Genomic DNA, 26,852 nt, shown 5'->3' on the forward strand with positions numbered 1-26,852 from the left:
CGGTTATTGTCAGCTAACAGAATTTCAATACTCGTTTTCATATTCATTTTTCATACCTTTTTTCATACTAAGAACTTCAAGGAGCAGTGCCATGCGTTTAATCCTGTTGGGTGCCCCCGGCGCGGGGAAGGGGACTCAAGCTCAGTTTATTTGCGAGCAATTTAAGATTCCTCAGATTTCCACCGGGGACATGCTGCGCACGGCCATTAAAGATGGCACTGAGCTGGGCCTGAAAGTAAAAGAGATCATGAACAGCGGTGGCCTGGTGTCTGACGACATCATCATCGACTTGGTCAAAGAGCGCATCAGCCAGCCAGACTGCGAGAATGGCTTTCTGTTCGATGGCTTCCCACGCACGATTCCCCAGGCCGATGCCATGAAAGAGGGCGGCGTTAAGCTGGATCACGTGGTGGAAATTGCCGTACCCAATGAAGAGATCGTCAGTCGCTTAGCGGGGCGCCGTGTGCATCAGGCATCAGGGCGGGTATATCACGTAGATCACAATCCGCCCAAAGAGCCGGGCAAAGATGATGTCACTGGTGAAACGCTGATCCAGCGTGAAGATGATCAAGAAGCCACAGTACGTAATCGTTTGTCGGTTTACCACGATCAAACTGCACCGCTGGTCGATTACTACCAGCAGTGGGCTAAGCAGGATCCGCAGAGCGCGCCCCAGTACCACCGCATTGAAGGTGTAGGCAGCGTGAAAGATATTACCCGCCAAGTAAAAGAAGCCCTTAGCTGATAAGAGCCTCAAATGATAGAAGCGTTTTTCGCTTTTGCCGATGGCCCGCTTAATGCGGGCCATCGTCGTGTTAGCGTGACAAAGGTATAATGCTGCAACTTTTCTTTCGAGTGGCCATTTGCTATGCCGTTACACCTGCTTGCTCTGGACGCCTCTTCGAGCGCCTGCTCTGCAGCCTTGCTGCGCCAAGACGACTCGGGCACTGAGTGCCTGGCGCGCTTTGAGATGACGCCCCGTGCCCATACCCGTCGGCTGCTGCCGATGGTGGATGAAGTGCTTGCCGAAGCGCAGCTAACGCCTTCCCAGTTGGACGCCGTGGCCTTTGGCCGTGGTCCTGGGTCGTTCACTGGCCTGCGTATAGCGGCGGGAGCCGCTCAAGGGTTGGCGTTTGGCCTCGACTGCCCCTTGTTGGGTGTGTCTACCTTGGAAGCGTTGGCCCTGCAGGCCCATCGTCGCTACCACCTGCGCCATGTGGTGACCGCCTTGGATGCGCGTATGGGTGAAGTATACGCTGCGACCTGGCACTGTCTTAAAGACTCCCTTACACCGATGAGCAAGGAGGCTGTGCTTGCCCCTGAGACGCTGCGCCTGCCAGGCGAAGAGACTGACTGGGTCGGTGTGGGCAGTGGCTTTACGCTGTGGGAGCGTTTCACTGTCGATGTACAGCTCAGCATGCCCCAACATTTGGATGATTTAGAGCCCCGCGCCGAAGAGATGGCGTGGCTGGCGGCGCGTGATTTTGCCGTTGGGCTGGGGCAAGCGGCACACCTCGTTCAACCAGTTTACTTGCGCAACGATGTTGCTTGGAAAAAGCCTGCATGAGCTTTGTAGAGCGCTATGTTGGGAGCCTCGTTGAGGGCGACGTTGAGAGCATTGTTTTGCCTGCCGACCTGCGTTTAGAGCAGCGCGATGAAGGGTTAGTGCTGATCGGTGATGAGAAGCGCTACGGCAAGCCACTCAGCGTCGACTTTGCGGCGGGCAAAGCGGCTCATCGGCGTCGCTTTGGTGGTGGCCGTGGCCAGCTAATTGCCAAGGCCTGTGGGCTTGTCAAGGGCGTGACGCCCAGTATCGTTGATGCCACGGCAGGGCTTGGGCGTGATGCCTTTGTATTGGCCAGCCTAGGCGCCCAGGTGTTGCTAATTGAGCGAGTTGCGGCGATTGCGGCGCTGTTGGGGGATGGCTTGAAGCGTGCCTCCAGACATAGCGATACGGCGGAAATTGCTGCCCGTATGACGCTGCGCCACGGCGACGCCGCTCAAGCGTTGGCTGAACTGGTGGCCAGTGCTCACTTTTCACCGCAGGTGATACACCTGGATCCGATGTTTCCGCATCGTGAGAAATCGGCGCTGGTGAAAAAAGAGATGCGTCTATTTCGCGAGCTGGCCGGTGATGATGACGATGCCCCACGCCTTCTGGAAGCGGCGCTGGATGTCGCTACACATCGGGTGGTGGTAAAGCGTCCGCGTAAAGCGCCGCCTATTGCGGGCCCGGCACCGCAGCATACCCTTGAGGGTAAAACCAGCCGTTATGATTTGTATGTCCATCGTTCATTAGTGCGTTAATTGATGAGTTAGGCAGCTCATTAGAGCGCTAATCGGCTCGCTTTTTAGCGCTAACGCAAGGAGCATCCATGCAGAACGCGTGGCGAGAAGGTAATCGATTTACACTGCTGCCGGAGGCCACACGCTTTTTGCCCGCTATGTTTCAAGCGGTGCATACCGCACGGCACTATGTGCTGGTAGAGCTCTACCTGATGGAGTCGGGGGAGCTTGCAAATCAGGTCAGTGATGCGCTGATCAAGGCTTCCCAACGCGGAGTCTGCGTCTGTCTGCTGTTGGATGGCTATGGCTCCATGGGCCTCTCCAGTAGTGATCGCCAGCGCCTCAAGCAGGGCGGTGTGCAACTGCGCTTTTTTAATCCCATCGGCTTCCACTCCTTAGCGCTGAACTTGAGCCGTGACCATCGCAAAATAGTCGTTATTGACGGCGAGCTGGCGTTCACCGGTGGTTTTGGCGCGGTGGATGAGTTTTTGAACGCCTGGTACGAGATTGCGCTGCGTATTGAAGGTCCAGTGGTGGCCGATTGGGAACAGCTGTTTCGGCGCCTGTGGCACTCACGGCTGGCCCGTGGGGAGAAGGGCGATGGTCGCGCGGTTGCTCTCCCAGAGCGGCGTGCGCCTAAGGCGCTTGCCAATGGTGTGCCTGGGCGGGCAATGTCAGCCCGTGGCTACCGTTATCAAGCAATACGTCACTCACTGCACCACCGTGTCAGCCAGGTTGAGCAGCGTCTTTGGCTGTGTACGCCCTATTTTGTGCCCACCTTTGCCCTACGTCGGCGGTTGGTTAAGGCGGCTCGCCGCGGGGTTGACGTGCGTTTATTGTTGCCGGGGGCAAAACATGACCATCCCGGCGTGCGTTTTGCCGGCCAGCGTTTTTACCACACCATGCTCAAGGCTGGCGTACGCATTTTTGAGTTTCAACCGACCTTTATTCACGCCAAATTTGTGCTCGCCGATGAGTGGGTAAGCATTGGTTCGTGTAATTTTGATCACTGGAACTTGCACTGGAACCTAGAGGCGAACCAAGAGGCAAAGGATCCGCAACTCGCGGCTGACGTACGCGAGCTGTTTGAGCGTAACTTTGCCGCCAGCCAGGAGGTCGACGCCGCGGCTTGGGCGGCGCGACCCTGGGCGCAGCGAGCCCGAGAGTGGCTCTATGGCGTGCTGGATGCCGCAGTGACAAGACTTAAATAGTGACGCGGCTTAAGTAACGAAAAGTGCTTAGCGCTTTTTGCCCTTTGCCGGCGTTTTTTTACGCGGTTTGGGTTTGGGGGTTTCTGGCGGCACGCGGTAGTGCAGGTAAAGATCCAACACCAGTTCCGGCAACTGCACCACCAGCGACTCCTGGCGCGCTTGATCTTTCGCCAGCTCGGCCATATCCGGCTCTTCGTCGAATAGCCCAGAGAGCAACATAAACGGCAGCAGTAGCGTGGCAGCGGCCTCTTCGTCGTCCTGGAACCAGGCGCTCTCGTCACTGAAGACGCCCTCCATAAAGCCCGCACACCAATCGCCAATGGGGGTGTCTTCGGCGGGTTCGCCGCCGAGCGTTAGCTCAAAGGGGAGTTCCGGAAGACCCCCTTGTTCGAGTACCGCCACCGCGTTGTCACGCAATAGCGTGAGGAGGGTGATAATCTCATCACGCTCGGCGTCATCGGCATAGCGAGGCTCGCCCTGAAACAGCTCAGCCAGCCACTGGGTGGGCGGCACTTCGCTGGGAGCCACGGCAAGGGCCACTAAAAAGCCATGGGCGGAAATGAGATCCAGGGCGTCTTCATCGACTTGATCAGAATCGAGGAAGTCGTCCAGTCTATCCAGCTGCTCATCCTCGAGCAGTGGTTGCGGCGGCGTGTTGGTGTCGGGCGTGTCACTGCGCTCTGCCATGCGTAAAGCCTCATCTATACAATTTTTTCATTGATGAGTCGTTCATCAACGAATCGTTCATCAATGGTTATCTTTAACGGCTAGTTTATCACTAATGAAGACATTACCACTGCCCCCTTGGCCCGCCGCTGAATTGGCCGCCATGTCGGAAACAGCGTTACACCAGGCCGCACGGGCGCGCGTTGAGCAGGCGTGGCAGCGCTGCCGTGAAGTGAACCCTGGGCTGCCAGCCCCTAAGGTGTGGTTTAACCTACGCGGCGCGTCAGCGGGGCAGGCCCACCTTGGCCACGGTGGCCTACGCTTAAACCCGGTGCTGTTGAGTGAAAACCGCACGGCGTTTTTTGATGAGGTGATTCCACACGAAATGGCCCATTGGCTGGTGTTTCATTTGGACAATGGCCCGCGCTTAAAACCTCACGGCCGCGAGTGGAAAACGGTGATGCGCGATCTCTTCGGCTTAGTTCCTAGTGTGACCCATCGGTTTGATATTAAGCAGGCGCAGTCCGCACCTTATCGTTATCAGTGCGATTGCCGGTTTCATCAGTTTACCCCGCGACGTCATGCTTTAGTGGTAAACGGGCGTCGTTACCGCTGTCGACAATGCGCTAAGACGTTGGTCTACAGGCCGGAATAAGTGCTTTGATTCGTTTATAAATATCTGTTTTTTAAATGAAAAATGCTAATACCAATGTCTAAAGGGAAGCCTGCTCGAGGAGGTTTATGCTAAGGGCACATTACTGGGTGTCGATACGACCAATAACGTTCAATAATCCCTGGCACAACAGTATCGACTATTTTTTCTAGACTATATTTTCTAGAGAGTGCATTTCCACGGACAGAGGCAATTTCATGAGCAATCAACAGAACATCTATCCGGTGCGCGACGATTTCGCCGCCAATGCCTGGGCCGACCAAGCCAAGTACGAGGCCATGTATCAGCAGTCGATGGACGATCCGGAAGGCTTCTGGGCTGAACAAGCCAAACGCCTCGACTGGATTAAAGCGCCCAGCAAAATTAAAAATACCTCCTTTGCGCGTGACAATGTCGATATTCGTTGGTTTGAGGATGGTCTGCTGAACGTCAGCGCCAACTGCCTTGACCGCCATCTGGATAAGCGCGGTGATCAAACGGCGATCATTTGGGAAGGCGATAACCCCGATGAGTCCAAACATATTACCTATCGCGAACTCTATGCACGCACGAATCAGCTGGCCAACGCGCTGAAAGAGCTGGGTATCGGTAAAGGCGATACCGTCACGCTATATATGCCGATGATTCCCGAAGCGGCAATGGCGATGCTTGCCTGTTCGCGCATCGGGGCCGTTCACTCGGTTGTCTTTGGTGGCTTCTCGCCGGACGCCGTTGCCCAGCGTGTCATTGGTGCCGACTCCAAACTGGTTATCACCGCCGATGAGTCGGTGCGCGGCGGCAAGCACGTGCCGCTTAAGGAGAACGTAGACGCCGCGCTAACCCGTGACGGCACCGATGTGTGTAAAAACGTTCTGGTAGTGAAGCGTACCGGTGGTGAAATCGAGTGGAAAGACGGTCGCGATATCTGGTTTGATGAGCTAGTTGATAAGCAGTCCAGCGAGTGTGAAGCTGAAGCCATGGGCGCTGAAGACCCACTGTTCATTCTGTATACCTCTGGTTCTACCGGTGCGCCTAAAGGCTTGAAACACACCACTGGCGGTTACCTGACGTACGCAGCCATGACCCACCAGTACGTTTTTGACTATCAAGAGGGTGAAATTTACTGGTGCACCGCGGATGTTGGCTGGGTCACCGGGCATAGCTATATCGTTTATGGCCCCTTGGCCAACGGCGCGACTACCCTGATGTTTGAGGGCGTTCCCAGCTATCCCACCCATGGCCGTATGGGTGATATCGTTGATAAGCACAACGTAAATATTCTTTACACTGCGCCCACCGCGGTACGCGCTCTGATGGCCCATGGCGACAACGTCATGGATTCGAGCAAGCGCGATAGCCTGCGTCTGCTGGGCTCCGTGGGCGAACCGATTAACCCTGAAGCCTGGGAGTGGTTCTATCGCGTTATCGGCAACGAAAAGTGCCCGATTGTGGATACCTGGTGGCAAACCGAAACCGGCGGCATCATGATTGCTCCGCTGCCGGGCGCTACACCGCTTAAACCGGGCTCGGCAACCATGCCGTTCTTTGGTGTGAAGCCCGCGCTGGTGGATAATGAAGGTAACATCTTAGAAGGTGCCACCGAAGGTAACTTGGTGCTTCTTGACGCCTGGCCGGGGCAGGCGCGCTCTATTTGGGGTGACCACGAACGCTATACCCAGACCTACTTCTCGACCTACGATGGTATGTACTTCACTGGTGACGGCTGTCGTCGTGATGAAGATGGTTACTACTGGATTACTGGCCGTGTGGATGACGTACTGAACGTTTCCGGTCACCGCATGGGTACCGCCGAAATTGAGTCTTCTCTGGTTGCGCACAGTGCTGTTGCTGAGGCAGCCGTTGTTGGCTTCCCGCACGATATTAAGGGACAAGGCATCTATATCTATGTCACCCTGAACGACGGTATTGAAGAGTCAGACGAACTCAAAAAAGAGCTGACCCAATGGGTGCGTAAAGATATTGGCCCGATTGCGTCGCCGGATGTGATTCAGTGGGCGCCAGGCTTGCCGAAAACCCGCTCGGGTAAAATCATGCGCCGTATCCTGCGCAAGATTGCCGCCAACGAGTGTGATGGCTTGGGCGATACCAGCACGCTGGCGGATCCGTCGGTGGTCGATGAGCTGATTGAGCATCGCGTCAATCAATAGTGGCGACACCGATGTAGGCTGTCTAGCCGCAATAGACCATTGAAAAAACGTGCCGACCCGAGTGGGTCGGCACGACTGTGTCTACAGCTACGTGTTTACAGATACGTGCTTGTAGATATGGATTTATAGTTACGCGTTTCATTGGTATGAACTATCTATTATAAATTGTGCATGTGATGCTTGGGCATGATGAAGCCCATGGGGTACCATGCTTCACAACCGTAAGAGCCTAGCGTCGCGGCGGCAGACAACCCCGCTGCTCGAGGAACCGGAGGAATATCCATGGCAGTAGCTCATAAGTTTATCGTCGCTGACGATCACCCGCTGTTTCGTGCAGCGCTGACCCAAGCGTTACGCCAGTTGGCCCCCCAGGCGGAAATTGTCGAAGCGGATACCATGGAAGCCACCACTGACGTGGTGAATCGCCACCCAGACGCCGACTTGATTCTGCTCGATCTGCACATGCCGGGAGCCCACGGCTTCTCTGGTTTGATCCAACTGCGCGGCCAAATGCCTGATATCCCTGTCGCGGTAGTGTCTGGCAGTGATGAGCCCTACGTGGTTCGTCGTGCTATTGACTACGGCGCGTCGGGTTTTATCCCTAAATCATCGTCTCTACAACTAATTGCTGAAGCCGTTGGTGAAATTCTGCAAGGCGAAGTGTGGTTGCCTGAAGCGTTGGCCAACGTGCTGGAAGAGACCAGCGAAGAGGAGTCGCGTTTTGCCGAGGCGATTGCGTCGCTAACGCCTCAGCAGTTCCGCGTCTTGAATATGCTGACCGAAGGTCTGCTAAATAAACAGATCGCTTATGAACTGAGCGTCTCAGAAGCCACGATTAAGGCCCACGTGACCGCGATTCTACGCAAGCTGGGCGTACACTCACGTACTCAGGCGGTTATCGCAGCTCAGAAACTTGAAGTTGAGCCGCCAAAAGTCGTTTCCTAAGCAAGTAGCAAGCAACGACTGTGTTAACCGCGGCGCGCTTAGCGCGCCGCACGATTGGCCTGCAGCGTGCGCGTCAATAGCGCCCGCAGTGCCGCCGGTTTAACCGGTTTCAGCAGCAGTTGATAGCCCGCCCGCTTGATCTCCTCGGCCACTGCTTCGGTACGGTCAGCGGTAATCACAATCCCCGGTACCGCTCCTTCAAAACGCTCGCTGAGCGCTTCTAGCGCCATTAAGCCGGTGACTTCGTTATCCAGGTGGTAGTCCGCCAGAATAGCGTCCGGGTCGCCATCCATATTGCGCAGGATCGACTTGGCCCCGCCAATACTGGTGGCGGTAAACACCTCGCAGCCCCAGCCGCTCAGCATTGCGGTCATGCCTTCCAGAATCAGCGTCTCGTTGTCGATACATACAATCCGCGTACCGCTTAGCTTATGGCTACCGCGTCGGCCCTGGGGTTCAAACTCGGCACTGCTCGCTGCGTGGGCGGCAACAATCGGCACGCTAACCGAGAAAACCGCGCCTTTGCCTACCGTCGAGCGAACTTTAATGGGGTGATTCAGCACCCGGCTCATACGGTCGGCAATGGAGAGCCCAAGCCCTAAGCCTTTTTCGCTCTCTTTGTGGCGCGATACTTGATCCAAACGGCGAAATTCTTGGAAGATCTCAGTTAGTTTGGATTCCGGAATACCTGGGCCGCTATCCCAAACCTCAATCGACAGCCAGCCGTTCTGGCGGCGACAGCCGAGCAACACGCGGCCCTCTTGGGTGTAGCGAATGGCGTTAGACAAAAAGTTCTGCACAATGCGTCGTAGCATCTGAGGGTCTGAGTCGACCCAAAGCTTCGTAGGCACGACCTCTAAATCCAGCCCGCGGTCATCCGCCATCACCTCGAATTCGGCGCGAAGCGGGCGGAAGATATCCGCCAGGGCAAAGTGACTGCGCCTCGGCGTTAAGGCGCCTGCGTCCAGCTTGGAGATATCCAGCAGAGTACTCAGTAGCTCCTCGGCGGCCTGCAGCGAGTTATCGATATGCCCCACGATGCGCTGGGTATCGGTGGTGGTTACGTTTTGCATCAGCGCGGAAGTAAATAGCCGAGCCGCGTTAAGCGGTTGCAGCAAGTCGTGGCTGGCGGCGGCCAAAAAGCGTGTCTTTGAGGCGTTGGCATCTTCCGCCAACTGCTTGGCTTGGCGCAAAGCAAGCTCTGCTTCAGCGCGTACGCGGTTCTCCTGGCGCAGCGCGGCGTTAGCTTCAGAGAGCGCCTGAGTACGTTCGCGTACGCGCTCTTCCAGGGTTTCGTTGGTCTCTTTAAGGGCAATTTCGGCCTGGCGGCGCTCGGTTATGTCCTGATAAAGCGCGAAAAAACCGAGAATCGCCTGGCTGTCACCAAAGTGTGGCGTGTAGGTGACCAGCATATAGCGCATCGCCTCGTTGACCCGCAGCGAGACTTCAAAGCTGACCCGTTCGCCACTGAGCGCGCGGGACACCCAGGGGGCGCGTTCCTCCGCCTGTTTAACCGGTAGTACGTCTTCAAAGCGGCGACCAATCACTGCATTGCGGTCAATATTGAACGCTTGCTCGTAGGCGCGGTTGGTAAACAGGTAGCGGCACTCTTTATCGAAGTAGGCGATCAGGGCGGGCACGTTATCGGTATAGATACGGATATTGTTTTCCGAGCGAATCAGCGCCTCTTCGATGCGCTTCTGCTGGGTAATATCCTGATAGGTATACACAAAGCCGCCGCCGGGCATCGGGTTGCCCTGCACCTCCAGCACGCTGCCATCCTGGCGGTAGCGCACGTAGCGGTGGGGCTGGCCTTCGCGAATATTGTCGAGCAGTAGCTGTACGTGCTCCTCCGGATCACCCGGGCCGTATTCGCCGTTGTGGGCGTTGTAGCGGAAGATGCGGTCTATGGGAGCGCCAACGCGAATTAAGTGGTCAGGAAAGCGGAATAGCTCCAGATAACGCTGGTTCCACACCACCAGGCGCAGGTTTTGGTCGACCACGCTAATGCCCTGGTTAATGTTTTCAATGGTGGCCTGGAGCAGCGCTCGGTTGAACTCCAATACCTGGGAGGCTTCATCGACAATCGAAATCACATCCGAGATGCCGATGCCGCGCCCTTGAAGTGCTGAGTTAACCACGATGCGAGCCGAGGATGCGCCCAGCACCGAGGCCAGAAAGCGTTCAGTGAACTGGATAATATCGATTGAGGCGCGAGTGCCATCGTCCAACGGCTTACCCACCCGGCGGGCGTAGTCTTCAAAGGCACGATCCACCTGGCCCGCCCCCAGAAAGCGCTCGCACAGCACTTTTAAATCGCCGACTGTGGTCGCCCCGGTCCAGGGGCGGTTAACTGAGGTTTGGCGGGTTTCCACGCTATCCACAAACAGCGAAGCCTGAATACGCTCAACGACGCGCTGTGAGGTGACCTGAGAAACAAATATGTAGCAGAACAGATTAACCCCGAGGGACAGCATTACGCCGTGGGTAAAGCTGTCGCCTAAGTTGAGGCCGAATAGCGCCGTGGGAGATAACCAGTTAAGACCCAACGGACCGCCGTCAAGCCAACCGGTGGGCAGCACCCCGGCATTGATCATGGCCGGCATCAGCAGGCTATAGGCCCAGATTGCGAAGCCCGCATTCATACCGACAATCACGCCTAGCCGATTGCCACGCTTCCAGTAGAGCCCACCAATCAGCGCCGGGGCAAATTGGGCGGCGGCGGCAAACGAGAGCATGCCAATCGAAGCCAGCGAGGTAAATTCAGCAATCAGCTGATAGAAGCCGTAGGCCATGGCCAGCACGGCAACAATGGTTAAACGCCGCGCGCGCAGTACCAGGCGGCCATAATCCCGCGCCTTGGTATCAAACCAGCGCAGTCGGAACAGTGCCGGGATCACAATTTCGTTGGAGATCATGATCGACACCGCTACTGCGGCAACAATGACCATGCCCGTCGCCGCCGAGAAGCCACCGATAAAGGTAAGCAGCGTTAACCACTGATGGCCTGAGGCCATGGATAACGCGAGCACGTAGGTGTCGGGCTCTACGCCGCTTTCGGAGAACAGCAGCAAGCCAGCTGCAGCCAGTGGCACCACAAAAAACGCAATGGCCAGCAGATAAAGCGGAAACAGCCAGCGGGATTTGGTGGCGTCATCAGGATGAATATTCTCGACCACAGCCACATGAAACTGGCGGGGCAGACACAGAATCGCCAGCATCGCGAGCAGCGTTTGCGCCCAGAAACTTTGGCCAAAATCCTGATTGGCAAGCTGACGCTGGAGCTCGAGCTGGCTTTCGGCATGCCCCATCAGCTCGCCTAGGCCATCGAACATACCCCAGGTAACAAAAGCGCCAAGCACCACAAAGGCCAGCAGCTTGACCAGTGATTCAAACGCCACGGCGTGGATTAAGCCTTCGTGGTGTTCGGTGGCATCGGTATGACGAGTGCCAAATAGAATCGCAAAGATCGCCATCACGATCGCCACATAGAAGGCCGTATCGCCAAATAGCGGCGTATGGGTCACATCGGTGGCATCGGTCAGGACGCTAAAAGTGGTAGAAACCGCTTTTAGCTGTAGTGCGATGTAGGGCAGGGTGCCGACAAGGGCGACCAGGCTGGCAAAGGCGGCCAGCGACTGGGTTTTGCCATAGCGGGAGGCAATAAAATCGGCAATGGATGTAACGTTTTGGTGCTTGGCGACGCGAATCATTTTGGCCAACACCGGCCAAAACAGCAGAAACGTCAATATCGGCCCGACGAAGATGCTCGCAAACGACCAGCCCGCGGTCGCCGCTTGGCCCACCGCGCCGTAAAACGTCCACGAGGTGCAGTAAATTGCCAGCGCTAAGCTATAGATGATCGGGCGCCGACGGGTGGCGCCGTGGGTGCGCGCACGACGGTCACCGTACCAAGCAATGCCGAATAGAACGGCAATATAGAGTAACGAAACCGCTACCAGTAGCCCGCCGTGAAACATGCCTTTCTCCCCGCCAGAGTGTGGTGCGCTAATAAAAAGGCTTCATTCTAGGCGAAATGGAGGGTTCTGTACGACCATTCCCTCGGCTTGTTTACACCACAGACTTTATTTGTCTAAGTGCACACGTTGTTGAGTAGCGGTGATGTTTCGCGCAGCGTGCGGATCTCTTCCAGGATGGGGTCGCGGGAGTCTTCATCCAGCGGTACTAGCTCACGGTTATCACAGTTGAGCAGATAGTGTTGGGTGATCAATATATCGGTGTGATGACGCTCAAACTGATAAAGGATAAATTCTGCTAAACGGGCGCCATCCTGCTCGCTCATAAGAATGTTTTCACTATCGACCATGCTGAACTTGGTGATCATGGGGAATGCAAAGGTCCAGGGGCGCCACACCGCCGTGCTGCTCTCCGTTGATATCACCGTAGCGGTCTCGGGTAGCTGCGCCTGCTTGTGTTCAAACCAGCTGTACTCGACCTGTATTTGATAGCCCAACATCCCCAGCGCGCCACACACCGGCACTATCCACTTGGGCAAACGTTTGCCGCTCAACGTGCGCAGTATCAAGCCAATCCCGGCAGCCGCAAGGCCTGCAAAAACGGCGGCGATCAAATGCCAAATCATAAAATATCCTTTCAAAAAGCCGTTTATAAAAGCTATCGATAAAAAGCCATCTATAAAAGCCATCGGGCCTCCCTAAGGAAGCCCGATGGTAAGGTCAATTCCTAAGCGATATCACAACAGTGCGATAAACCGCCAGGATGGATTATGACTTAATGGTCGATTGCCATACCAGCACCTTTCGGATAGCGAACGCTTTCCACCAGATCCTGAATTTCCTGCGGCGGTGCAGCTGTCACTCTTGAAACCGCGAAGGCAACGGCGAAGTTGATCATCGCGCCTACGGCACCGAAGGAGAGCGGCGAAATACCGAAGATCCAATTATCCGGCGTGTTGGCCAGCGTGTTGGTATCGGGGATAAAGAACCAGCCCAGGTAAGTGAAGATGTACAGCAGGGTGCAAATCAAGCCCGCCAGCATACCGGCAATTGCGCCTGAATTGTTCATCCGCTTGGAGAAGATGCCCATCATCAGCGCAGGGAAGAGCGAAGCACCGGCAATACCGAAGGCGAGTGCCACCGTCTGTGCCGCAAACCCTGGCGGATTGAGCCCCAGATAGGTGGCCAGTAGTATCGCACCGCCCATGGAGATTCGCGCCGCTAACATCTCACCTTTTTCGGAAATCTTCGGATTGATCATGGTCTTGATCAAATCGTGACTGATCGCCGACGAGATCGCCAGTAGCAAACCAGCGGCGGTAGACAGAGCCGCGGCAATACCACCTGCTGCGATCAAGCCGATGACCCAGCCGGGCAAGTTGGCAATTTCAGGGTTGGCGAGTACCAAGATATCGTTATTAACGGTGAGTTCGTTGCCTTCCCAGCCACGATCAGAATAGTCGGCAGCATCATTATACATCTGGATACGGCCGTCATTGTTGAGATCATTGAAGCTGATCAGGCCCGTTTCTTCCCATGTGCGCACCCAATCTGGGCGCTCTTCGTAGAGAATCGGGTTTCGCGCAGCCTCTTCGTAGTTTTCAACCTGCCCCGCCATCTCTGGATACACGGTGGTCGCCAGATTCAAGCGAGCCATAGAGCCTACCGCTGGTGCAGTCAGGTAGAGCAAGGCAATGAAGACCAGCGCCCAGCCAGCAGACCAACGCGCATCGGCCACTTTCGGTACGGTGAAGAAGCGAATGATAACGTGCGGAAGACCGGCAGTACCGACCATCAGCGACAGGGTAAACAGCACCATGTTGAGCTTGTTATCCACGTCGGCCGTGTAGTCGCGGAAGCCGAGGGCACTGACGACGTCATCCAGTTTTTCAAGCAACGGAATGCCGGATTCAGTGTGGGTGCTGAACATGCCGAACATTGGAATCGGGTTGCCGGTTAGCTGAAAGGCAATAAACACCGCAGGAATGGTGTAAGCGATGATCAGAACGATGTATTGCGCTACCTGGGTGTAGGTGATGCCTTTCATCCCGCCAAATACGGCGTAGAGGAAAACGATCAACGCGGCTAACCAGATACCCCAGGTGTTGCTGACTTCAAGAAAGCGCGAGAACGCCACGCCCGCACCGGTCATTTGACCGATAACGTAGGTCACCGACGCCACAATCAAGCACACGATCGCCACTAGGCGAGCGGTGTTGCTGTAAAAGCGATCACCAATGAAGTCGGGCACGGTAAACTTACCAAACTTACGCAGGTAAGGGGCTAACAGCATCGCTAGGATAACGTAGCCACCGGTCCAGCCCATCAGGAAGGTGGAGTTAGCATAGCCACCAGAGGCCAGCAAACCCGCCATAGAAATAAACGACGCTGCTGACATCCAGTCCGCCGCAGTGGCCATACCGTTGGTGATGGGGTGAACCCCGCCCCCGGCGACATAGAAGTCTTTTGTAGAGCCGGCGCGCGCCCAAATCGCAATGCCTATATACAAGGCAAAGGAGGCGCCGACGAACAGTAAGTTAATTGCAAACTGGCTCATACCGGCTTACTCCCCAAGGCCAAATTTTTGATCGAGCTTATTCATCTTCCAGGCATAGAAGAAGATCAGCACGATAAACGTTAGGATTGAGCCCTGTTGTGCAAACCAGAAGCCAAGGTCAGTGCCGCCAACCGGAATGCCGGCGAGCAGTGGGCGAAACAGGATAGCGCATCCGTAAGAAACAAATGCCCAAACAACCAGGCATCCGAAAATTAATCGGACGTTTGCTTTCCAGTATTCAGCAGCATTGGTTTTGTCGTCTGCCATAGTGTTGCTCTCCACTTGTGATTTTTAAGGTTGGGAAAGTTCACGAGGAATAGCGTGTGACCCATCAGGGCAATCGCACGTCTAAAGCCACTCAATCGTAAGGAGTGGTGAGTCAGTTCCTGTTGGCACGCCACCTTATTATTCGATATGAAATGTCGAGTTAGTTAGTGACGTGCGATTACCCTGCATGACTCATTGTTAATACTGGGCAATAAACGTCAAAAAATAAATCCCAGACTTTGGTATCAATAAACAGAGTAGGGGATCTTTTTTAGCTGCATGTTGTTGAAAATAGTTGTATTTAGACGCCAGTTAAGCGAATTTTTTAGCTGTTTGCAGGGCTATGGGACAATAGTCTAGTAAGCAAATAAAGGTGGTTATTGGCTACTTTAAATACATGTACTGCGTTTAATGGGCAGTGGTGGTTAGTAACTATCGATACTTTGGTAGTGTATCAAAAGTCGCTTCGACCTTAGCGTGATAGCTAAAGGTATAACAACGTTCTACTTGCTACTTGGGAAGTGAATCCTTTATACCCGTACGGCCACCTTCATATAATAATCGATAACAGTTTTTGAAGAGCTGGAGTGACGTCGTTTATATGGGGAAATATCGAGCGGTTATACATTTAATGCTACTTATACTCTGTTAATTAGCCTTTAGTTGAACGAGGTCAAATCCCATGGTCGATGTGGATCTATCCCAGCTGCCGTTTACGCTTCTTGACGATGAGGGGCGCGAGCATATTCGCCGTGGCATTGACCTTGCCTATTTCGATCGTGACGAAATCATTTTAGAGACGGGGCAAGCAGGTGAGTTTGTTTTTCTGATTCATAAAGGCGAAGTGGCGGAAATCGACCCGACATTGCCCTCGTCTACCGCGCGTATCGGCCACTACACGGCAGGGGATCTGTTTGGCGCGATCAGTATTCTCAACGGTAAAAGCCGCTACCGCTTTAAAGCGGAGCAGGAGTGCCTGTGCTACCTGCTGCCCAAAGCGTTGTTTCAGCAGTTGTGTCGTCATTACCCCGATTTCAGCAATTTCTTTCGCCAGTCGCTGACCCATAAGGCTCGCCTGCTGACCGAAAAGCGTGCCGAAGGGGGTGTCACCATGGCGGGCTTTATGTTGGCCAAGGTGAGCGAGTGTATGCGCGAGCCGCTACTGATGGCAGCGACGACCGATATTGCCAGCGCGGTGAAACAACTCAACGAAAGCCACGCCGATAGCTTGCTGGTAGAAACCCAAGACACCCTGGGCATGGTGACCAAAACCGATCTGCTCAACGCGCTAGTGCTGGAGGGCCGCGCCGTTACATCACCGGTGGATGAGATCGCCCATGTTAATTTGGTGACCGCCGCGCCGGATCAGTATTTGTTTGAGGTTTTGGTACTGATGACCCGTCATAAAGTGGCGCGGGTGGTGGTGATGGAGCACAGCGTTTTGAAAGGCGTTGTCGAGCTCACCGATGTGCTTAGTTATTTCTCAAGCCGCAGCTATGTGGTGAGCCTGCAGGTGGAGCAGGCGACCAGCTTAGAAGCGCTTTCTGCGGCCAGTCAGCGCACTCCAGAGCTGGTCAAAGCGCTAATGGCCCAGGGCGTTAAGCTGCGCTTTGCGATGGATCTGCTTGCCGCGCTGAACGGTCGTATCATAAGTAAAGCCTGGGAGTTCACCATCGATGAGCGCTACCACGAACAGAGCTGCATGATGGTGATGGGCAGCGAAGGGCGCGGTGAACAGATTCTCAAAACCGATCAGGATAACGGCCTGATTCTGGCCGATGAAACCCAGTGGCCTGACCTTGCAAGCCATATGCAGACGCTCACCGATACGCTGATTCAACTCGGCTATCCGCCGTGCCCCGGCAATATTATGGTGTCTAATCCCGAGTGGGTGGCCACGGTATCGCAGTGGAAAGGCCATATCGCCAAGTGGGCTCGGGAGCGTGATGGCGACAGCCTGATGAAACTGGCGATTATGCTCGACGCCCATGCGGTGGCGGGTAACCCAAGCCTGCTTGAAAGCGTCCGTGATGAGCTGTTTGAACGCTGTTCGAACGATGAGCTGCTGCTCTCCTATTTCGCCCGCACGGCGCTGCGTTTCTCGACCCCGCTGACGCTGTTTGGCTCATTGAAAAAGCCCCAGCACGGTATCGATATTAAGAAAGGCGGCATTTTTCCGATTGTTCACGGTGTACGCACCATGGCACTTGAACGGCGAATTAAAGCCACCTCAACGCTAGACCGGCTTGACGCCCTGGCTGCCGATGGCCGTTTAGATCGCCGCTTTGCCGATGACTTAGGCGAAGCGTTGGCGCTGTTTTCCGAGCTGCGTCTTAAACAGCAGCTAAGTGCGTTGGAAACGTCTTCGGAGACAAAAGAAGCTAACCCCCAAAACGGCAGCCGCGCTAATCGAGTTGTAGTGCAAAACCTATCTTCCCTGGAGCGCGATCTATTGCGCGAGGCGATGCATATTGTCAAAGACTTTAAGCAGCGGCTTTCCCATCGTTATCATTTGGAGTATTCGTGAGCGGAATGCGGCTGTTAGATCGACATATGGCGCTATTTAGCGGCTCGCTGCGCACCTTATTGCGCCGCGAAAGCGACCGTCGGCGCTGTGCAGACTCGCCCTATGCTTGGCTGTTTCAGCCCTATATGGGTGAAGAGTTGGTGGCGCTCGCCTGTACGACAACGCCCACGACATCATCGCCCGTAATCAGCCTGGCAGCGGTTGTGCTAAGCCAGCAACAGGTGCGAACCAGCCGTGCTTTTGTGATGACGTTAGGCAATGCCAGACAGCCCGAGAGCGCGACGCTGCGTCGTCATCATTTGTTATGCGAGGCCGGGGAGATGCAGCCGCCAAGCAGTGATAACCTGAACGCGTTAGTCGAATTTATCGGCAATCGACCCATAGTGGGCTGGCAGTTGGAGCAGCGCATTGGGGCGTTGAATACACTACTGACTAAGCGGCTGAATTTTGCCCTGCCCAATGCCCAGGTCGATGTAGCGAGACTGCATCAGCGCCAGCTGCGGCGCTTACACCCGCAGGTAGAGGCGCCCAGCAGCTTCGCTCAGGCGTTGGCGTGCTGGCAGGTGCCCTATATGGGCGTGCAGAGCGTGCTGGGCGAGGCAACCGCCAGCGCACTGCTGTATATACGCCTGCAGCGGGTTATGGCGGAGGTGGCTTAGTAATATGGGTATTTTAAACGGCTAATGATGAGATACGAGGGGAGGTTGGAGCGAGGGTCTTTCGCCATGGCCGGAAAATGTTCCCAACAATTCCGCCATTTCCGCCATCCATGGCGGTCAGATGGCGAAAGTAGCGCCCATGGAGGGGTTCACAGCGCCCTCGCGGAAACCTCCCCTCGGCCTCGAGCTTGACGATTAGTTGGGTCAGGCGGTGAGTGTTGTTAGAATAGACACTACCTTTTTCTCTCACGCCTTCTACCCTCGGCAGTGCTTATACCATGCAATCTCTTGATCACTTTGACCCTGCTCACTATGACAACGTTATAGCCGAACCGGCTAACGCTGAGCACGACCAGCCAGAGCTGGTTGATGCGAAGCAGAAGCGCGAATTTAACAAGCTGCAAAAGCGACTGCGCCGGGAAGTGGGCAATGCAATTATTGATTACCAAATGATCAATGAAGGCGATCGCGTGATGGTGTGCCTCTCCGGCGGAAAGGACAGCTACACCATGCTGGAGATTTTGCGCAACTTGCAGCGCAACGCGCCGGTCAATTTTTCACTGGTAGCGGTCAACCTGGATCAGAAACAGCCGGGGTTTCCCGAGCACGTGTTGCCTGCCTATCTGGATAAGCAGGGCGTGGAGTATCACATTGTCGAGCGCGATACCTACTCAGTGGTGAAGGAGAAAACCCCCGAAGGCAAAACTACCTGCGCGCTCTGTTCACGGCTTCGCCGCGGCTCGCTGTATGGCTTTGCTGAAGAGATTGGCGCCAACAAAATAGCGCTGGGTCATCACCGGGAAGATATCCTCGAAACCCTGTTTCTGAATATGTTCTTCGGCGGCAATCTGAAAGCGATGCCGCCCAAGCTGCTATCTGATGATGGTAAGAATATCGTTATTCGACCGTTGGCCTACTGCAAAGAGGCAGATATCGCCGAATTCTCGCGGCTGATGGAATTCCCGATCATCCCCTGCAACCTCTGCGGCTCCCAGCCCAATATGCAGCGCCAGGTAGTCAAAGAGATGCTCGCCGAGTGGGACAAGAAGTTTCCTGGTCGCCTGGAAAGCATGTTCAAAGCGGTGACCAATGTTTCCCCATCCCAACTGGCAGACCGCAACCTGTTCGATTTTGAGGGTTTGGAAGCTAAACAGGCGGAACTGCTGGCGGGGCGCATCCAGGCCTTTAACGTCAGCTAACCGTTTGCTCTTCCTCTTCGGCGAGGGTAATCAAGCGCGGCATATCGAGAATATTGACCTCTCGCCCGGAAACCGCCACCACGCTCTGCTGCTGAAAGCGGCTTAAAATGCGGCTGACGGTTTCCACCGCTAAGCCCAGGTAGTTGCCGATATCGGCTCTGGGCATTGAGAGGCGAAAGCTATAAGGCGAGTAGCCCCGACGACGAAAGCGATCCGAGAGCGTGATCAAAAAGCTCGCCAGCCGCTGGTCGGCGGTTTTACGCGACAGCAGGCGCATCATACGCCGATCATCGCGTAACTCTTTGCTCATGCTGCGATACAGCTGGCCTCGTAGCTCGGGGATCTCTTCTGAGAGCAAATCCAAGCGGTCAAAGGGAATCTCGCAGATGGTGGTGGTTTCCAGGGCGATCACGCTACCGGGGTAGTGCTCTTCGTCAATGCCATCCAGCCCCACCAGCTCACTGGGTAGGTAGAAATTGGTCAACTGCTCGCTGCCGTTACCCTCGGCGGTGATCTGCTTCAAGCTGCCCGAACGTACTGCATAAACGCTGGTAAAGGCGTCACCCTGGCGAAACAGCGGTTCGCCTTTTTTAAGCGGCGCGCGGCGGCGAATAATCGCATCGAACTGCCCCATATCGTCCAACTCAAGGGCAAGCGGCAGGCACAGTGAGCTTAAGCTGCAGGTTTGGCAGCGCGCTTCGTGGAGTAGCGAGCGCCGACGGCTCATGGGTTCCAGCATGCGTTGCTCCTTGAGTGGGTCATGCTTATCAATTAGTAAATCCTTACTTATTATAGTCGCTTTAGCATGTTTGCCTAAAAGAGATTAGACAATTTTAGAGTAGCGCTGCCCCGTTTGCCCAGCAAGATGGGCATCAAAGGCCATGGCTAAATGGCGAATCAGCAGCCGCCCCATGGGCGTGGCATTAAGTTGATCACCACTACGCGTCAGTAAGCCATCTTGCTCGGCGCTCTGTAAACGTTCCAGAGCGGGTGCGAAATAGCGGGGGGCATCGATGTTCCAGCGCTGGCTGACCACAGAAAGGTCAATGCCCATATCGCACATCAGCCGTTCAATCACGTCCCGGCGGATAAGATCGTCGTCGCTCAACCGCACGCCGCGCAAGGTAGCAAGCTGGCCCTGATCCAGCGCCGCTTCATAGCGTGCCAGATCGCTCGGGTTCTGTGCGTAGACGTCATCAATGCGCGAAATCGCCGAAACGCCAAGCCCAATTAAGTCGCACTGCGCGTGGCTGGAGTAGCCTTGGAAGTTACGCTGCAACGAGCCGTCGCGCTGGGCAACGGCCAGGCTATCATCAGGCCGGGCAAAGTGATCCATACCGATATGTACATAGCCTGCCGCGGTGAGCATCTCAATGGTAGTGCGCAGAATCGCCAGTTTCTCTTCGCCACCCGGCAAATCATCGACATTGATACGCCGCTGGGGGGCAAAGCGCTCGGGCATATGGGCGTAATTAAATACCGAAAGGCGCGCCGGGTTTAGCTCAATCACCTGGCGCAGAGTGTCGGCAAAACTCTTTTCAGTCTGAAAAGGTAAACCGTAAATAAGATCGAGATTAAGCGAGCGAAAGCCCAGGCGGTGAGCCTCCTCCATTAGCGTTTCGGTAAGTACTCGAGGCTGAATGCGGTTAATGGCTTTCTGCACCAGCGGACTTAAGTCCTGCACCCCCAGGCTGATGCGATTAAAACCGAGGGATTCGAGGTGGCGTAGAGTAAACACATCCGCTTCGCGAGGATCTATTTCAATGGCGTAATCGCGATCCGTCGACGAGGAGAGGCCAAAGCGGGCATCCAGTCGATCGATCAGGTCGCCCATTTGGTTCAAGCTAAGAAACGTTGGCGTACCACCCCCCCAATGCAGCTGTTCTACCGGCCGTGATGTATCCAGGTGGCGTGCGGTCAGCACCATCTCACGGTCAAGCCTCGTTATGTAGGGCTCGGCCAGGGCGGTATTCTTGGTAGCAATTTTATTACATGCACAGTAGAAGCAAATCTTGCGGCAAAAAGGCACGTGAACATACAGCGACAGCGGTCGCTTACTGTTATTGCTCCGCTCAAGCGCTTGGATCAGGTCGCTGGGGGTAAATTGGTCGTGAAATGACAGCGCCGTAGGGTAAGAGGTGTAGCGTGGGCCACTGGTGTCGTAGCGGCGCAGCAGGGCTTCATCCCACACCGGCTGCGTGGGCGCTGCCGCCACAGACGAGGCAAGAGGTGAAACCACAGGGGCATGAACGGGCATGAAGGGGCGCTCCGACGTTAGGAAATGCCGCTAGCCTAACCCGTAGCGAAAACGTAAAGATTGAGCCATGTCATGCTAATGATGTGCAGTGAGCGTCCACAGTTGCCACAGCGCAAAAGCGATAATCGTTAGCGCCGCCACGCTGCGCGTCGCCGGGTGACGAATCAAGTGGCTTAGCTGGCGCGCTGCGAGGCCAGTGGCGAGCAGCGCAGGCAGAGTGCCTAGTCCAAAGGCACCCATGAGTAGGGCGCCTTGTAACGGGTCGGCAATGGCTAAGCTCCAAGCCAGCATGGAATAGACCAGCCCACAGGGTAGCCAGCCCCAAAGGGCGCCTAGCGCAAAGGCTTGAGGTATATACACCACCGGCATTAAGCGCCGCCCCACGGGCTCAATAAAGCGCCACAGGCGGCGGCCAACGGCCTCCACCTTGAGTAACCCTTTCCACCAGTTGGCGATATACAGCGCCATCAGGATCAGCATCAGCGCGGCAAATACTTGAAGCAGTAGTCGCGCCGTGGCAGAAAGCGAAAATAGCGTGCCCAGCAGCGCAACCAGCGCACCTGCGCTCATATAGCTCATAATACGGCCTGCATTGTAGCTAAGCAGTAGGCCGCCCATGCGCGCCGGATGGCGCATGCTGGGAGGCACTGCAAAGGTGAGCGCGCTCATAATGCCGCCGCACATGCCAATACAGTGGGCGCCGCCCATCAAGCCAAATACAAATGCCGCCAGCAGCGGGGGCAGATCAAGCCCTGTCGGGTTCATTGCCGACGCTCTTGGTCGTCGGGTGCGTCTTTATCTTTTGCTGCGTCGGGGTGTTGCTTGGATTGCTGTCGCTGTTGACGCTGCTCAGGACTCAGGTCGTTGTCATCCTCATCAAACAGAATGCGATGCGCCGGGCCTTCTAAGTCGTCAAACTGATCATTTTTAACCGCCCAAAAAAATGCCCATACGGCGAGGCCGAGCAAAATCAGCGAGAGTGGAATGAGTAAGTACAAAATTGTCATGCGGTTACCGGGGTTGAAGTGCCAAGCGTTGGCGCGGGCTGGGCGCGCCAACGTGACAGTCGCAGGGCATTACCCACCACTACTAGCGAACTAAGTGACATACCAATCGCGGCTAGCCAGGGCGGTACCAGCCCCATCGCCGCCAGCGGCAGCGCCGAAAAGTTGTAGCAGACTGACCAAATCATGTTCTGGCGCATGATACGCCGCGTCGCGCGGGAAATCTCGATGGCTTCAAAAATGCGCATCAGGCGGGGGCTGAGCAGCACTGCGTCGGCGCGTGTGCGGGCTAAATCCGTCGCCCCATTCATGGCAATCGCTACATCGGCACCGGCTAACACCGGTACGTCGTTGATGCCATCGCCTATCATCACCACGGTTTCGCCTGCGGCTTGAAGAGTTTTCATGCGCGCCAGCTTGCCCTCTGGACTGACTCCCGCGTGCCAGGTGGCAATGTTGAGCTGGTCGGCCAGGCTTTCCACCGCCTCCTGGGTATCCCCCGAAAGCAGCTCTACGTTTAACCCCTGGGCCTGCAGGGCTGTGATCGTCGCCGCAGCATCATCGCGAACGCCGTCGTGCAGGCCAAACCAGGCGCGGGGCGCGCCGTTTTCGCTAAGCAGCAACCACTGGCCCTTGGCAGGCGCCGCGAGAACGCTATCCACGCCGCTATTCATTGCGCTATCCATTATTGCAAAGTCGGGTTTTCCCAGACGCCAACGGGCGCCGTTTAAGCTGCCTTCAAGCCCTTGCCCGGTGTGGCTGCGAATATCGTTGGCTTGCAGCGTTGCATCCCGGAATGGCCGGAAGGCACGGGCAATGGGATGTTCCGAGTGGGCCTCAAGGGCAGCGGCAATGGCTCGGGCACGCTCAGCGGTTAATTCACCGATGGGCTGAGTTTGGGTCAGGTGCATTTCGCCGCGGGTCAGGGTGCCGGTTTTATCAAAAATTACCCGGGTAACGTTAGAGAGCGTCTCCATGGCATCAGCGCGGGTGATTAACACGCCACGCTTACGCAGTTGGCCGTGGCCTGCGGTCAGTGCCGCGGGGGTGGCCAGTGCCAGCGCGCAGGGGCAGGTCACGACCAGCACCGAGAGTAGCACCCAGAGCATCCGCGAGGGGTCGATAAACCACCAGGCGATCGTCACGCAGGCGGTCACTAGCAGCAGGCGTAGTACAAAGAGGTGGGCCATGCGCGCTGCCATCTGGGCAAGCCTAGGGCGGCTGGCAAAGGCGCGGTCGGTAAGATCGACAATGCCGGCCACTCGGGCATCGCGCCCGGCGTGGGTCACCCTGATCACCAATGGGTTTTCCATGTTTTGGCTGCCGCCGGTAATGCGGTCGCCCACCCGGCGGGTGACCGGTAGGTATTCGCCGGTCAGCATCGATTCATCCAGGCTCGATTCGCCTTCCTCGATAATGCCATCGGCAGGCACACCGTGTCCGGGCTTGATCAATACACGGTCGCCGGGGACGAGTTCACTGGCGGGTAGAATGCGCTCGCTGCCGTCGTTTTCCAGCCGCGTAGCCGAAATGGGTAACACGCCACTTAGCGCATTGCCGCTATGGCCGCTGCGGCGTCTGGCGCGGCCTTCTACGTAGCGGGCAAAAAGTAAAAAGAAGGTAAACATCGCCACCGAGTCAAAATAGACCTCGCCGACGTTAAACAGCACCGCGTAGCTGCTGGCAAGGTAAGCCCCGCCAATCGCCAGCGACACCGGCACATCCATGCCCAAAACGCCGGTGCGCAGGTCGCGTAGGGCGTTGCGGAAAAACGGTTGGGCGGAGAAAAACACCACTGGCGTGGCCAGCGCAAAGGAAAGCCAGTGAAACAGGGCGTAGAAGTCGTCGCTGATTTCTCCGGGGCCAGAGACATAAATCGGAATTGAGAACATCATCACCTGCATCATGCCCACAGCGGCGATAATAAGCCGCCGCACGTTCATGCGCTCCTCATGCTGCATACGCGCCTGGGCTTGATCGGGCTCGTAGGGCTGGGCGTCGTAGCCAATGGCGGCCAGTTCGGCCAGCAGTTGCGAGAGCTTTAGCTGCTGGGGATTCCAGCTCACGCGCAACCGGTGGTGGGTTAAATTCACCGCGCTGGAGATGATCCCCGCCATGGCATTTAAGCGGTGCTCGATCAGCCAGGCACAGGCGGCGCAGGTAATGCCTTCAATGGCGAGGGTGGCTTTGACATTGCCCTCATCGCCATCGGGGTGGACAAACTGTGCCTGCAAGCCGGGGTCGTCAAACACTGACCAGGTATCCGCTTTGGCGGCCTGGCGCTCATCCGGGCGTTCGGGCAGTTCGGTACGGTAGCGGTAGTAGCTCTCTAGGCCACCGTCGACGATGGCATGGGCCACCGCTTCGCAGCCGGGGCAGCAAAGTGGGTGGGTATGCTCATCTAGGGTAATCGACCACGGTGCCGCAGCGGGCACCGGGTTACCGCAGTGGTAGCAGGGCGCGGCAGTCGTTACATCGCTCATTCGCTTTCTGTACGCCCTCCTGGCAATAGCGCGACGCTGTTTTCATTGGGGAACGTTGCTTCACCAGTGAGACGCCAATCAGCATCTTCTTGTGCGGGCTGGATCTGCAGGTACCAGCGGTAACGCAGATTGTCGGGCCCTTGGGTGATATAGCGGCCATCACGGACGTGCTCAAGTACGAAAGATTGGTCACGGTTATCTTCGGTGGGGAAGATAAGGTCTAAATAGAGCGTATCCGGGCGCGTATCGCCGCTTAAATCGACCACGATATCGCTGGTAAGCGGATCAAGGCGCAGCTCGGCGCTCAAGTTCAGCGCGCGTGCCTGCTCCTGTTTGGCCAGCACCATGTTAATGGCTTTGCCATGTTCGTAATAATCTTCCTGAACGACCATGCCGTCGAAACTCTTGATCGACATAACTGCAAAGCCACTGCTGACAATAATCGATGAAAACAGAATGCCGAGTAAAAACCACGGCCAAAACTGCTTATACCACGGTGTTACCGGGGGGGATGACATAATCTTCTATCTCCTAATATCGCCCAGGAAGCTAGTTTCGCGCTCAAGGCGAATATCCGCATCCTGCTGAGCCTGTAGCGTAAATACAATGGCGTGGCTGGGTTGCTGTAAGTCGTCGGGGCTGGCTGTCACAGTGACCACTTCCAAGCGCGACGCCCCGGCGGGTACGCTAATTGTATGGCTATCCAGGGTTAAGCTGGGTAATCCTGCAACGCTTAGCTGGTAGGTGTGGTCTTGATCATCCAGGTTGCGGATGGTCAGACTAAATACATTGCTAATTTGACCGTCGCGGGTCATTTGGTAGAGCTGAGTGCGCTCGCGCTCAGCGTCAAAATTAAGCGGCATGCGGTCGTTAATGGCCCAGGCAAAGGTGCCCACCATCAGCACCAGAGCAGCAAAGTAGCCTAGCAGGCGTGGCCGCATAATATGGCTCTTGTTGCCCTCTAGGGCGTTTTCGGTGGTGTAGCGCACCAATCCCCGCGGGTAGCCCATTTTATCCATCACGCTGTCGCAGGCGTCGATACAGGCGGCGCAGGTGATGCACTCGTACTGTAGCCCGTCACGGATATCGATACCGGTGGGGCAGACCTGTACGCAAAGATCACAGTCGATACAGTCGCCATAGCCAGCCTCGCGGGCTTCCAGGTGGCTTAGGCTTTTCTTCCGGTGCCCACGCGGCTCGCCACGTGTTTCGTCGTAGGAGACGATCAGCGTGTCGCGGTCAAACATCACCGATTGAAAGCGAGCGTAGGGGCACATGTAAATGCACACCTGCTCGCGCAGCCAACCTGCGTTGAGGTAGGTGAACACTAAGAAAAAGCCGACCCAGAAGTAAGACCAGCCGTGGGCCTCTATGGTGGGCAGGTCTGTTACTAAATCGCGAACCGGCGTGAAGTAACCGACAAAGGTGACGCCGGTGGCCAAGGCAATCAGTAGCCAGGCGGTGTGTTTGGCCCCTTTGCGCCAGGCTTTATCAGCGCTCATCGGTTGATTGTCGAGCTTAATACGCCGATTGCGCGAGCCTTCAATACGGTGTTCAAGCCAGATAAACAGAAACGTCCAAACGCTTTGCGGGCAGGTATAGCCACACCATACCCGACCAGCAAAAACGGTAATAAAAAATAGCCCAAAGGCGCAGATAATCAGCAACCACGACAGCAGGATAAACTCCTGGGGGTAAAACGTGGCGCTAAAGATATGGAATTCTCGACTTGGTAAGTCGAATAGAATTAGTGGCCTACCGCCGATATTAATCCAGGGTAAGAGAAAAAATGCCAGCATTAACGCCCAGTTCGCACTGCGCCGTAGCTTCTGGAAAACGCCCTTGATTTCACGCACATAAATGTGGCGTCGTTTGGCATACATTTCCTGGCTAACCGTTTCACTTGAGGGGCTGTGATGCCCCACCGGGTTCGGTGTGACGTCGTGGCTTGGTATCTTTTCCATGGTGGTATTCCCGGCTCAGAAGGCAGGAGA

The 26,852-nt window shown here is 55.8% G+C and carries 22 protein-coding genes; 10 read left to right on the forward strand and 12 right to left on the reverse strand.

Features of this window, described 5'->3' with window-relative positions; all coding sequences use genetic code 11:
* Window positions 1-91: 91 nt before the first annotated feature.
* The 4 genes from adk to A6R74_RS08975 all read left to right on the forward strand — a co-directional run bounded on the left by adk (window position 92) and on the right by A6R74_RS08975 (window position 3,497).
* Complete coding sequence (gene adk, locus A6R74_RS08960; RefSeq protein WP_064234173.1) at window positions 92-745, forward strand: adenylate kinase; 654 nt, start codon at window positions 92-94, stop codon at window positions 743-745.
* A gap of 123 nt (window positions 746-868) precedes the next feature.
* Window positions 869-1,567: a tRNA (adenosine(37)-N6)-threonylcarbamoyltransferase complex dimerization subunit type 1 TsaB gene (gene tsaB / locus A6R74_RS08965; protein WP_064234174.1), complete on the forward strand. Its 699-nt coding sequence runs from the start codon at window positions 869-871 to the stop codon at window positions 1,565-1,567.
* The gene (locus A6R74_RS08970; protein WP_064234175.1) at window positions 1,564-2,307 is read left to right on the forward strand and encodes a class I SAM-dependent methyltransferase; all 744 of its coding nucleotides are present in this window, start codon (window positions 1,564-1,566) and stop codon (window positions 2,305-2,307) included. Before tsaB ends, A6R74_RS08970 begins: the two co-directional genes overlap by 4 nt.
* 68 nt (window positions 2,308-2,375) lie before the next feature.
* Window positions 2,376-3,497: a phospholipase D-like domain-containing protein gene (locus A6R74_RS08975; protein ID WP_064234176.1), complete on the forward strand. Its 1,122-nt coding sequence runs from the start codon at window positions 2,376-2,378 to the stop codon at window positions 3,495-3,497.
* Between the two features lie 27 nt (window positions 3,498-3,524).
* On the opposite strand, the gene A6R74_RS08980 is transcribed toward A6R74_RS08975, so the two are convergent.
* Complete coding sequence (locus tag A6R74_RS08980) at window positions 3,525-4,184, reverse strand: YecA/YgfB family protein (protein WP_064234177.1); 660 nt, start codon at window positions 4,182-4,184, stop codon at window positions 3,525-3,527.
* Between the two features lie 94 nt (window positions 4,185-4,278).
* On the opposite strand from A6R74_RS08980, the gene A6R74_RS08985 reads away from it, so the two are divergent.
* The 3 genes from A6R74_RS08985 to A6R74_RS08995 all read left to right on the forward strand — a co-directional run bounded on the left by A6R74_RS08985 (window position 4,279) and on the right by A6R74_RS08995 (window position 7,928).
* Window positions 4,279-4,818, forward strand: a complete 540-nt coding sequence (locus A6R74_RS08985; protein WP_064234178.1) for a SprT family zinc-dependent metalloprotease — start codon at window positions 4,279-4,281, stop codon at window positions 4,816-4,818.
* Window positions 4,819-5,033: 215 nt separating this feature from the next.
* Window positions 5,034-6,983, forward strand: a complete 1,950-nt coding sequence (gene acs / locus A6R74_RS08990) for an acetate--CoA ligase (protein ID WP_064234179.1) — start codon at window positions 5,034-5,036, stop codon at window positions 6,981-6,983.
* 282 nt (window positions 6,984-7,265) lie between these two features.
* Window positions 7,266-7,928, forward strand: coding sequence for a response regulator (locus A6R74_RS08995; protein WP_007113812.1), 663 nt, complete (start codon window positions 7,266-7,268; stop codon window positions 7,926-7,928).
* Window positions 7,929-7,966: 38 nt separating this feature from the next.
* On the opposite strand, the gene A6R74_RS09000 is transcribed toward A6R74_RS08995, so the two are convergent.
* From A6R74_RS09000 to A6R74_RS09015, 4 genes are all read right to left on the reverse strand, one after another.
* Window positions 7,967-11,908 (reverse strand): hybrid sensor histidine kinase/response regulator, encoded by a 3,942-nt coding sequence (locus A6R74_RS09000; RefSeq protein WP_064234180.1) that lies wholly within the window; start codon window positions 11,906-11,908, stop codon window positions 7,967-7,969.
* Between the two features lie 113 nt (window positions 11,909-12,021).
* Complete coding sequence (locus A6R74_RS09005) at window positions 12,022-12,531, reverse strand: hypothetical protein (RefSeq protein ID WP_007113810.1); 510 nt, start codon at window positions 12,529-12,531, stop codon at window positions 12,022-12,024.
* Between the two features lie 149 nt (window positions 12,532-12,680).
* Window positions 12,681-14,462 carry a sodium:solute symporter family protein gene (locus tag A6R74_RS09010; protein ID WP_064234181.1) on the reverse strand — a complete coding sequence of 594 codons (1,782 nt, stop codon included), beginning with the start codon at window positions 14,460-14,462 and terminating at the stop codon, window positions 12,681-12,683.
* Between the two features lie 6 nt (window positions 14,463-14,468).
* The gene (locus tag A6R74_RS09015) at window positions 14,469-14,729 is read right to left on the reverse strand and encodes a DUF4212 domain-containing protein (RefSeq protein WP_064234182.1); all 261 of its coding nucleotides are present in this window, start codon (window positions 14,727-14,729) and stop codon (window positions 14,469-14,471) included.
* A 682-nt stretch (window positions 14,730-15,411) separates the two neighbouring features.
* On the opposite strand from A6R74_RS09015, the gene A6R74_RS09020 reads away from it, so the two are divergent.
* The 3 genes from A6R74_RS09020 to ttcA all read left to right on the forward strand — a co-directional run bounded on the left by A6R74_RS09020 (window position 15,412) and on the right by ttcA (window position 19,114).
* Entirely contained in the window at window positions 15,412-17,256 is a 1,845-nt protein-coding gene (locus A6R74_RS09020) for a DUF294 nucleotidyltransferase-like domain-containing protein (protein ID WP_064234183.1), read from the forward strand.
* Window positions 17,257-17,261: 5 nt separating this feature from the next.
* Window positions 17,262-17,915 (forward strand): hypothetical protein, encoded by a 654-nt coding sequence (locus A6R74_RS09025; protein ID WP_064234440.1) that lies wholly within the window; start codon window positions 17,262-17,264, stop codon window positions 17,913-17,915.
* A 278-nt stretch (window positions 17,916-18,193) separates the two neighbouring features.
* A complete protein-coding gene (ttcA, locus tag A6R74_RS09030) occupies window positions 18,194-19,114 on the forward strand; it encodes a tRNA 2-thiocytidine(32) synthetase TtcA (protein ID WP_064234184.1) in 921 nt (306 codons plus the stop codon).
* Here ttcA and fnr read toward each other — a convergent pair.
* The 7 genes from fnr to ccoG all read right to left on the reverse strand — a co-directional run bounded on the left by fnr (window position 19,107) and on the right by ccoG (window position 26,822).
* Window positions 19,107-19,853: a fumarate/nitrate reduction transcriptional regulator Fnr gene (gene fnr / locus A6R74_RS09035; protein ID WP_064234185.1), complete on the reverse strand. Its 747-nt coding sequence runs from the start codon at window positions 19,851-19,853 to the stop codon at window positions 19,107-19,109. The genes ttcA and fnr overlap by 8 nt on opposite strands.
* A gap of 84 nt (window positions 19,854-19,937) precedes the next feature.
* The gene (gene hemN, locus A6R74_RS09040) at window positions 19,938-21,371 is read right to left on the reverse strand and encodes an oxygen-independent coproporphyrinogen III oxidase (RefSeq protein WP_064234186.1); all 1,434 of its coding nucleotides are present in this window, start codon (window positions 21,369-21,371) and stop codon (window positions 19,938-19,940) included.
* Window positions 21,372-21,446: 75 nt separating this feature from the next.
* Window positions 21,447-22,136, reverse strand: a complete 690-nt coding sequence (locus tag A6R74_RS09045) for a sulfite exporter TauE/SafE family protein (RefSeq protein WP_064234187.1) — start codon at window positions 22,134-22,136, stop codon at window positions 21,447-21,449.
* Window positions 22,133-22,378 carry a cbb3-type cytochrome oxidase assembly protein CcoS gene (gene ccoS / locus A6R74_RS09050; protein ID WP_064234188.1) on the reverse strand — a complete coding sequence of 82 codons (246 nt, stop codon included), beginning with the start codon at window positions 22,376-22,378 and terminating at the stop codon, window positions 22,133-22,135. Before ccoS ends, A6R74_RS09045 begins: the two co-directional genes overlap by 4 nt.
* Entirely contained in the window at window positions 22,375-24,858 is a 2,484-nt protein-coding gene (locus A6R74_RS09055) for a heavy metal translocating P-type ATPase (protein WP_064234189.1), read from the reverse strand. The genes ccoS and A6R74_RS09055 overlap by 4 nt, the downstream gene beginning before the upstream one ends.
* Window positions 24,855-25,376: a FixH family protein gene (locus tag A6R74_RS09060; RefSeq protein WP_064234190.1), complete on the reverse strand. Its 522-nt coding sequence runs from the start codon at window positions 25,374-25,376 to the stop codon at window positions 24,855-24,857. The genes A6R74_RS09055 and A6R74_RS09060 overlap by 4 nt, the downstream gene beginning before the upstream one ends.
* A 6-nt stretch (window positions 25,377-25,382) precedes the next feature.
* Window positions 25,383-26,822: a cytochrome c oxidase accessory protein CcoG gene (gene ccoG / locus A6R74_RS09065; RefSeq protein WP_064234191.1), complete on the reverse strand. Its 1,440-nt coding sequence runs from the start codon at window positions 26,820-26,822 to the stop codon at window positions 25,383-25,385.
* Between the last annotated feature and the right edge of the window lie 30 nt (window positions 26,823-26,852).

The sequence above is a fragment of the Halomonas sp. ALS9 genome, from assembly GCF_001651035.1.
GTDB lineage: Bacteria > Pseudomonadota > Gammaproteobacteria > Pseudomonadales > Halomonadaceae > Vreelandella.

Excerpts from the sequence above, each read along its gene's own strand:
- A6R74_RS08995 (WP_007113812.1), top strand. The coding sequence starts at position 7,266 with ATGGCAGTAGCTCATAAGTTTATCGTCGCTGACGATCACCCGCTGTTT.
- adk (WP_064234173.1), top strand. The coding sequence starts at position 92 with ATGCGTTTAATCCTGTTGGGTGCCCCCGGCGCGGGGAAGGGGACTCAA.
- ccoG (WP_064234191.1), bottom strand. The coding sequence starts at position 26,822 with ATGGAAAAGATACCAAGCCACGACGTCACACCGAACCCGGTGGGGCAT.
- A6R74_RS09015 (WP_064234182.1), bottom strand. The coding sequence starts at position 14,729 with ATGGCAGACGACAAAACCAATGCTGCTGAATACTGGAAAGCAAACGTC.
- A6R74_RS08975 (WP_064234176.1), top strand. The coding sequence starts at position 2,376 with ATGCAGAACGCGTGGCGAGAAGGTAATCGATTTACACTGCTGCCGGAG.
- A6R74_RS08985 (WP_064234178.1), top strand. The coding sequence starts at position 4,279 with ATGAAGACATTACCACTGCCCCCTTGGCCCGCCGCTGAATTGGCCGCC.
- A6R74_RS08980 (WP_064234177.1), bottom strand. The coding sequence starts at position 4,184 with ATGGCAGAGCGCAGTGACACGCCCGACACCAACACGCCGCCGCAACCA.
- A6R74_RS09000 (WP_064234180.1), bottom strand. The coding sequence starts at position 11,908 with ATGTTTCACGGCGGGCTACTGGTAGCGGTTTCGTTACTCTATATTGCC.
- hemN (WP_064234186.1), bottom strand. The coding sequence starts at position 21,371 with ATGCCCGTTCATGCCCCTGTGGTTTCACCTCTTGCCTCGTCTGTGGCG.
- tsaB (WP_064234174.1), top strand. The coding sequence starts at position 869 with ATGCCGTTACACCTGCTTGCTCTGGACGCCTCTTCGAGCGCCTGCTCT.
- A6R74_RS09020 (WP_064234183.1), top strand. The coding sequence starts at position 15,412 with ATGGTCGATGTGGATCTATCCCAGCTGCCGTTTACGCTTCTTGACGAT.
- A6R74_RS09005 (WP_007113810.1), bottom strand. The coding sequence starts at position 12,531 with ATGATTTGGCATTTGATCGCCGCCGTTTTTGCAGGCCTTGCGGCTGCC.
- ttcA (WP_064234184.1), top strand. The coding sequence starts at position 18,194 with ATGCAATCTCTTGATCACTTTGACCCTGCTCACTATGACAACGTTATA.
- acs (WP_064234179.1), top strand. The coding sequence starts at position 5,034 with ATGAGCAATCAACAGAACATCTATCCGGTGCGCGACGATTTCGCCGCC.
- fnr (WP_064234185.1), bottom strand. The coding sequence starts at position 19,853 with ATGCTGGAACCCATGAGCCGTCGGCGCTCGCTACTCCACGAAGCGCGC.
- A6R74_RS09010 (WP_064234181.1), bottom strand. The coding sequence starts at position 14,462 with ATGAGCCAGTTTGCAATTAACTTACTGTTCGTCGGCGCCTCCTTTGCC.
- A6R74_RS09025 (WP_064234440.1), top strand. The coding sequence starts at position 17,262 with ATGCGGCTGTTAGATCGACATATGGCGCTATTTAGCGGCTCGCTGCGC.
- A6R74_RS09045 (WP_064234187.1), bottom strand. The coding sequence starts at position 22,136 with ATGAACCCGACAGGGCTTGATCTGCCCCCGCTGCTGGCGGCATTTGTA.
- A6R74_RS09055 (WP_064234189.1), bottom strand. The coding sequence starts at position 24,858 with ATGAGCGATGTAACGACTGCCGCGCCCTGCTACCACTGCGGTAACCCG.
- A6R74_RS09060 (WP_064234190.1), bottom strand. The coding sequence starts at position 25,376 with ATGTCATCCCCCCCGGTAACACCGTGGTATAAGCAGTTTTGGCCGTGG.
- A6R74_RS08970 (WP_064234175.1), top strand. The coding sequence starts at position 1,564 with ATGAGCTTTGTAGAGCGCTATGTTGGGAGCCTCGTTGAGGGCGACGTT.
- ccoS (WP_064234188.1), bottom strand. The coding sequence starts at position 22,378 with ATGACAATTTTGTACTTACTCATTCCACTCTCGCTGATTTTGCTCGGC.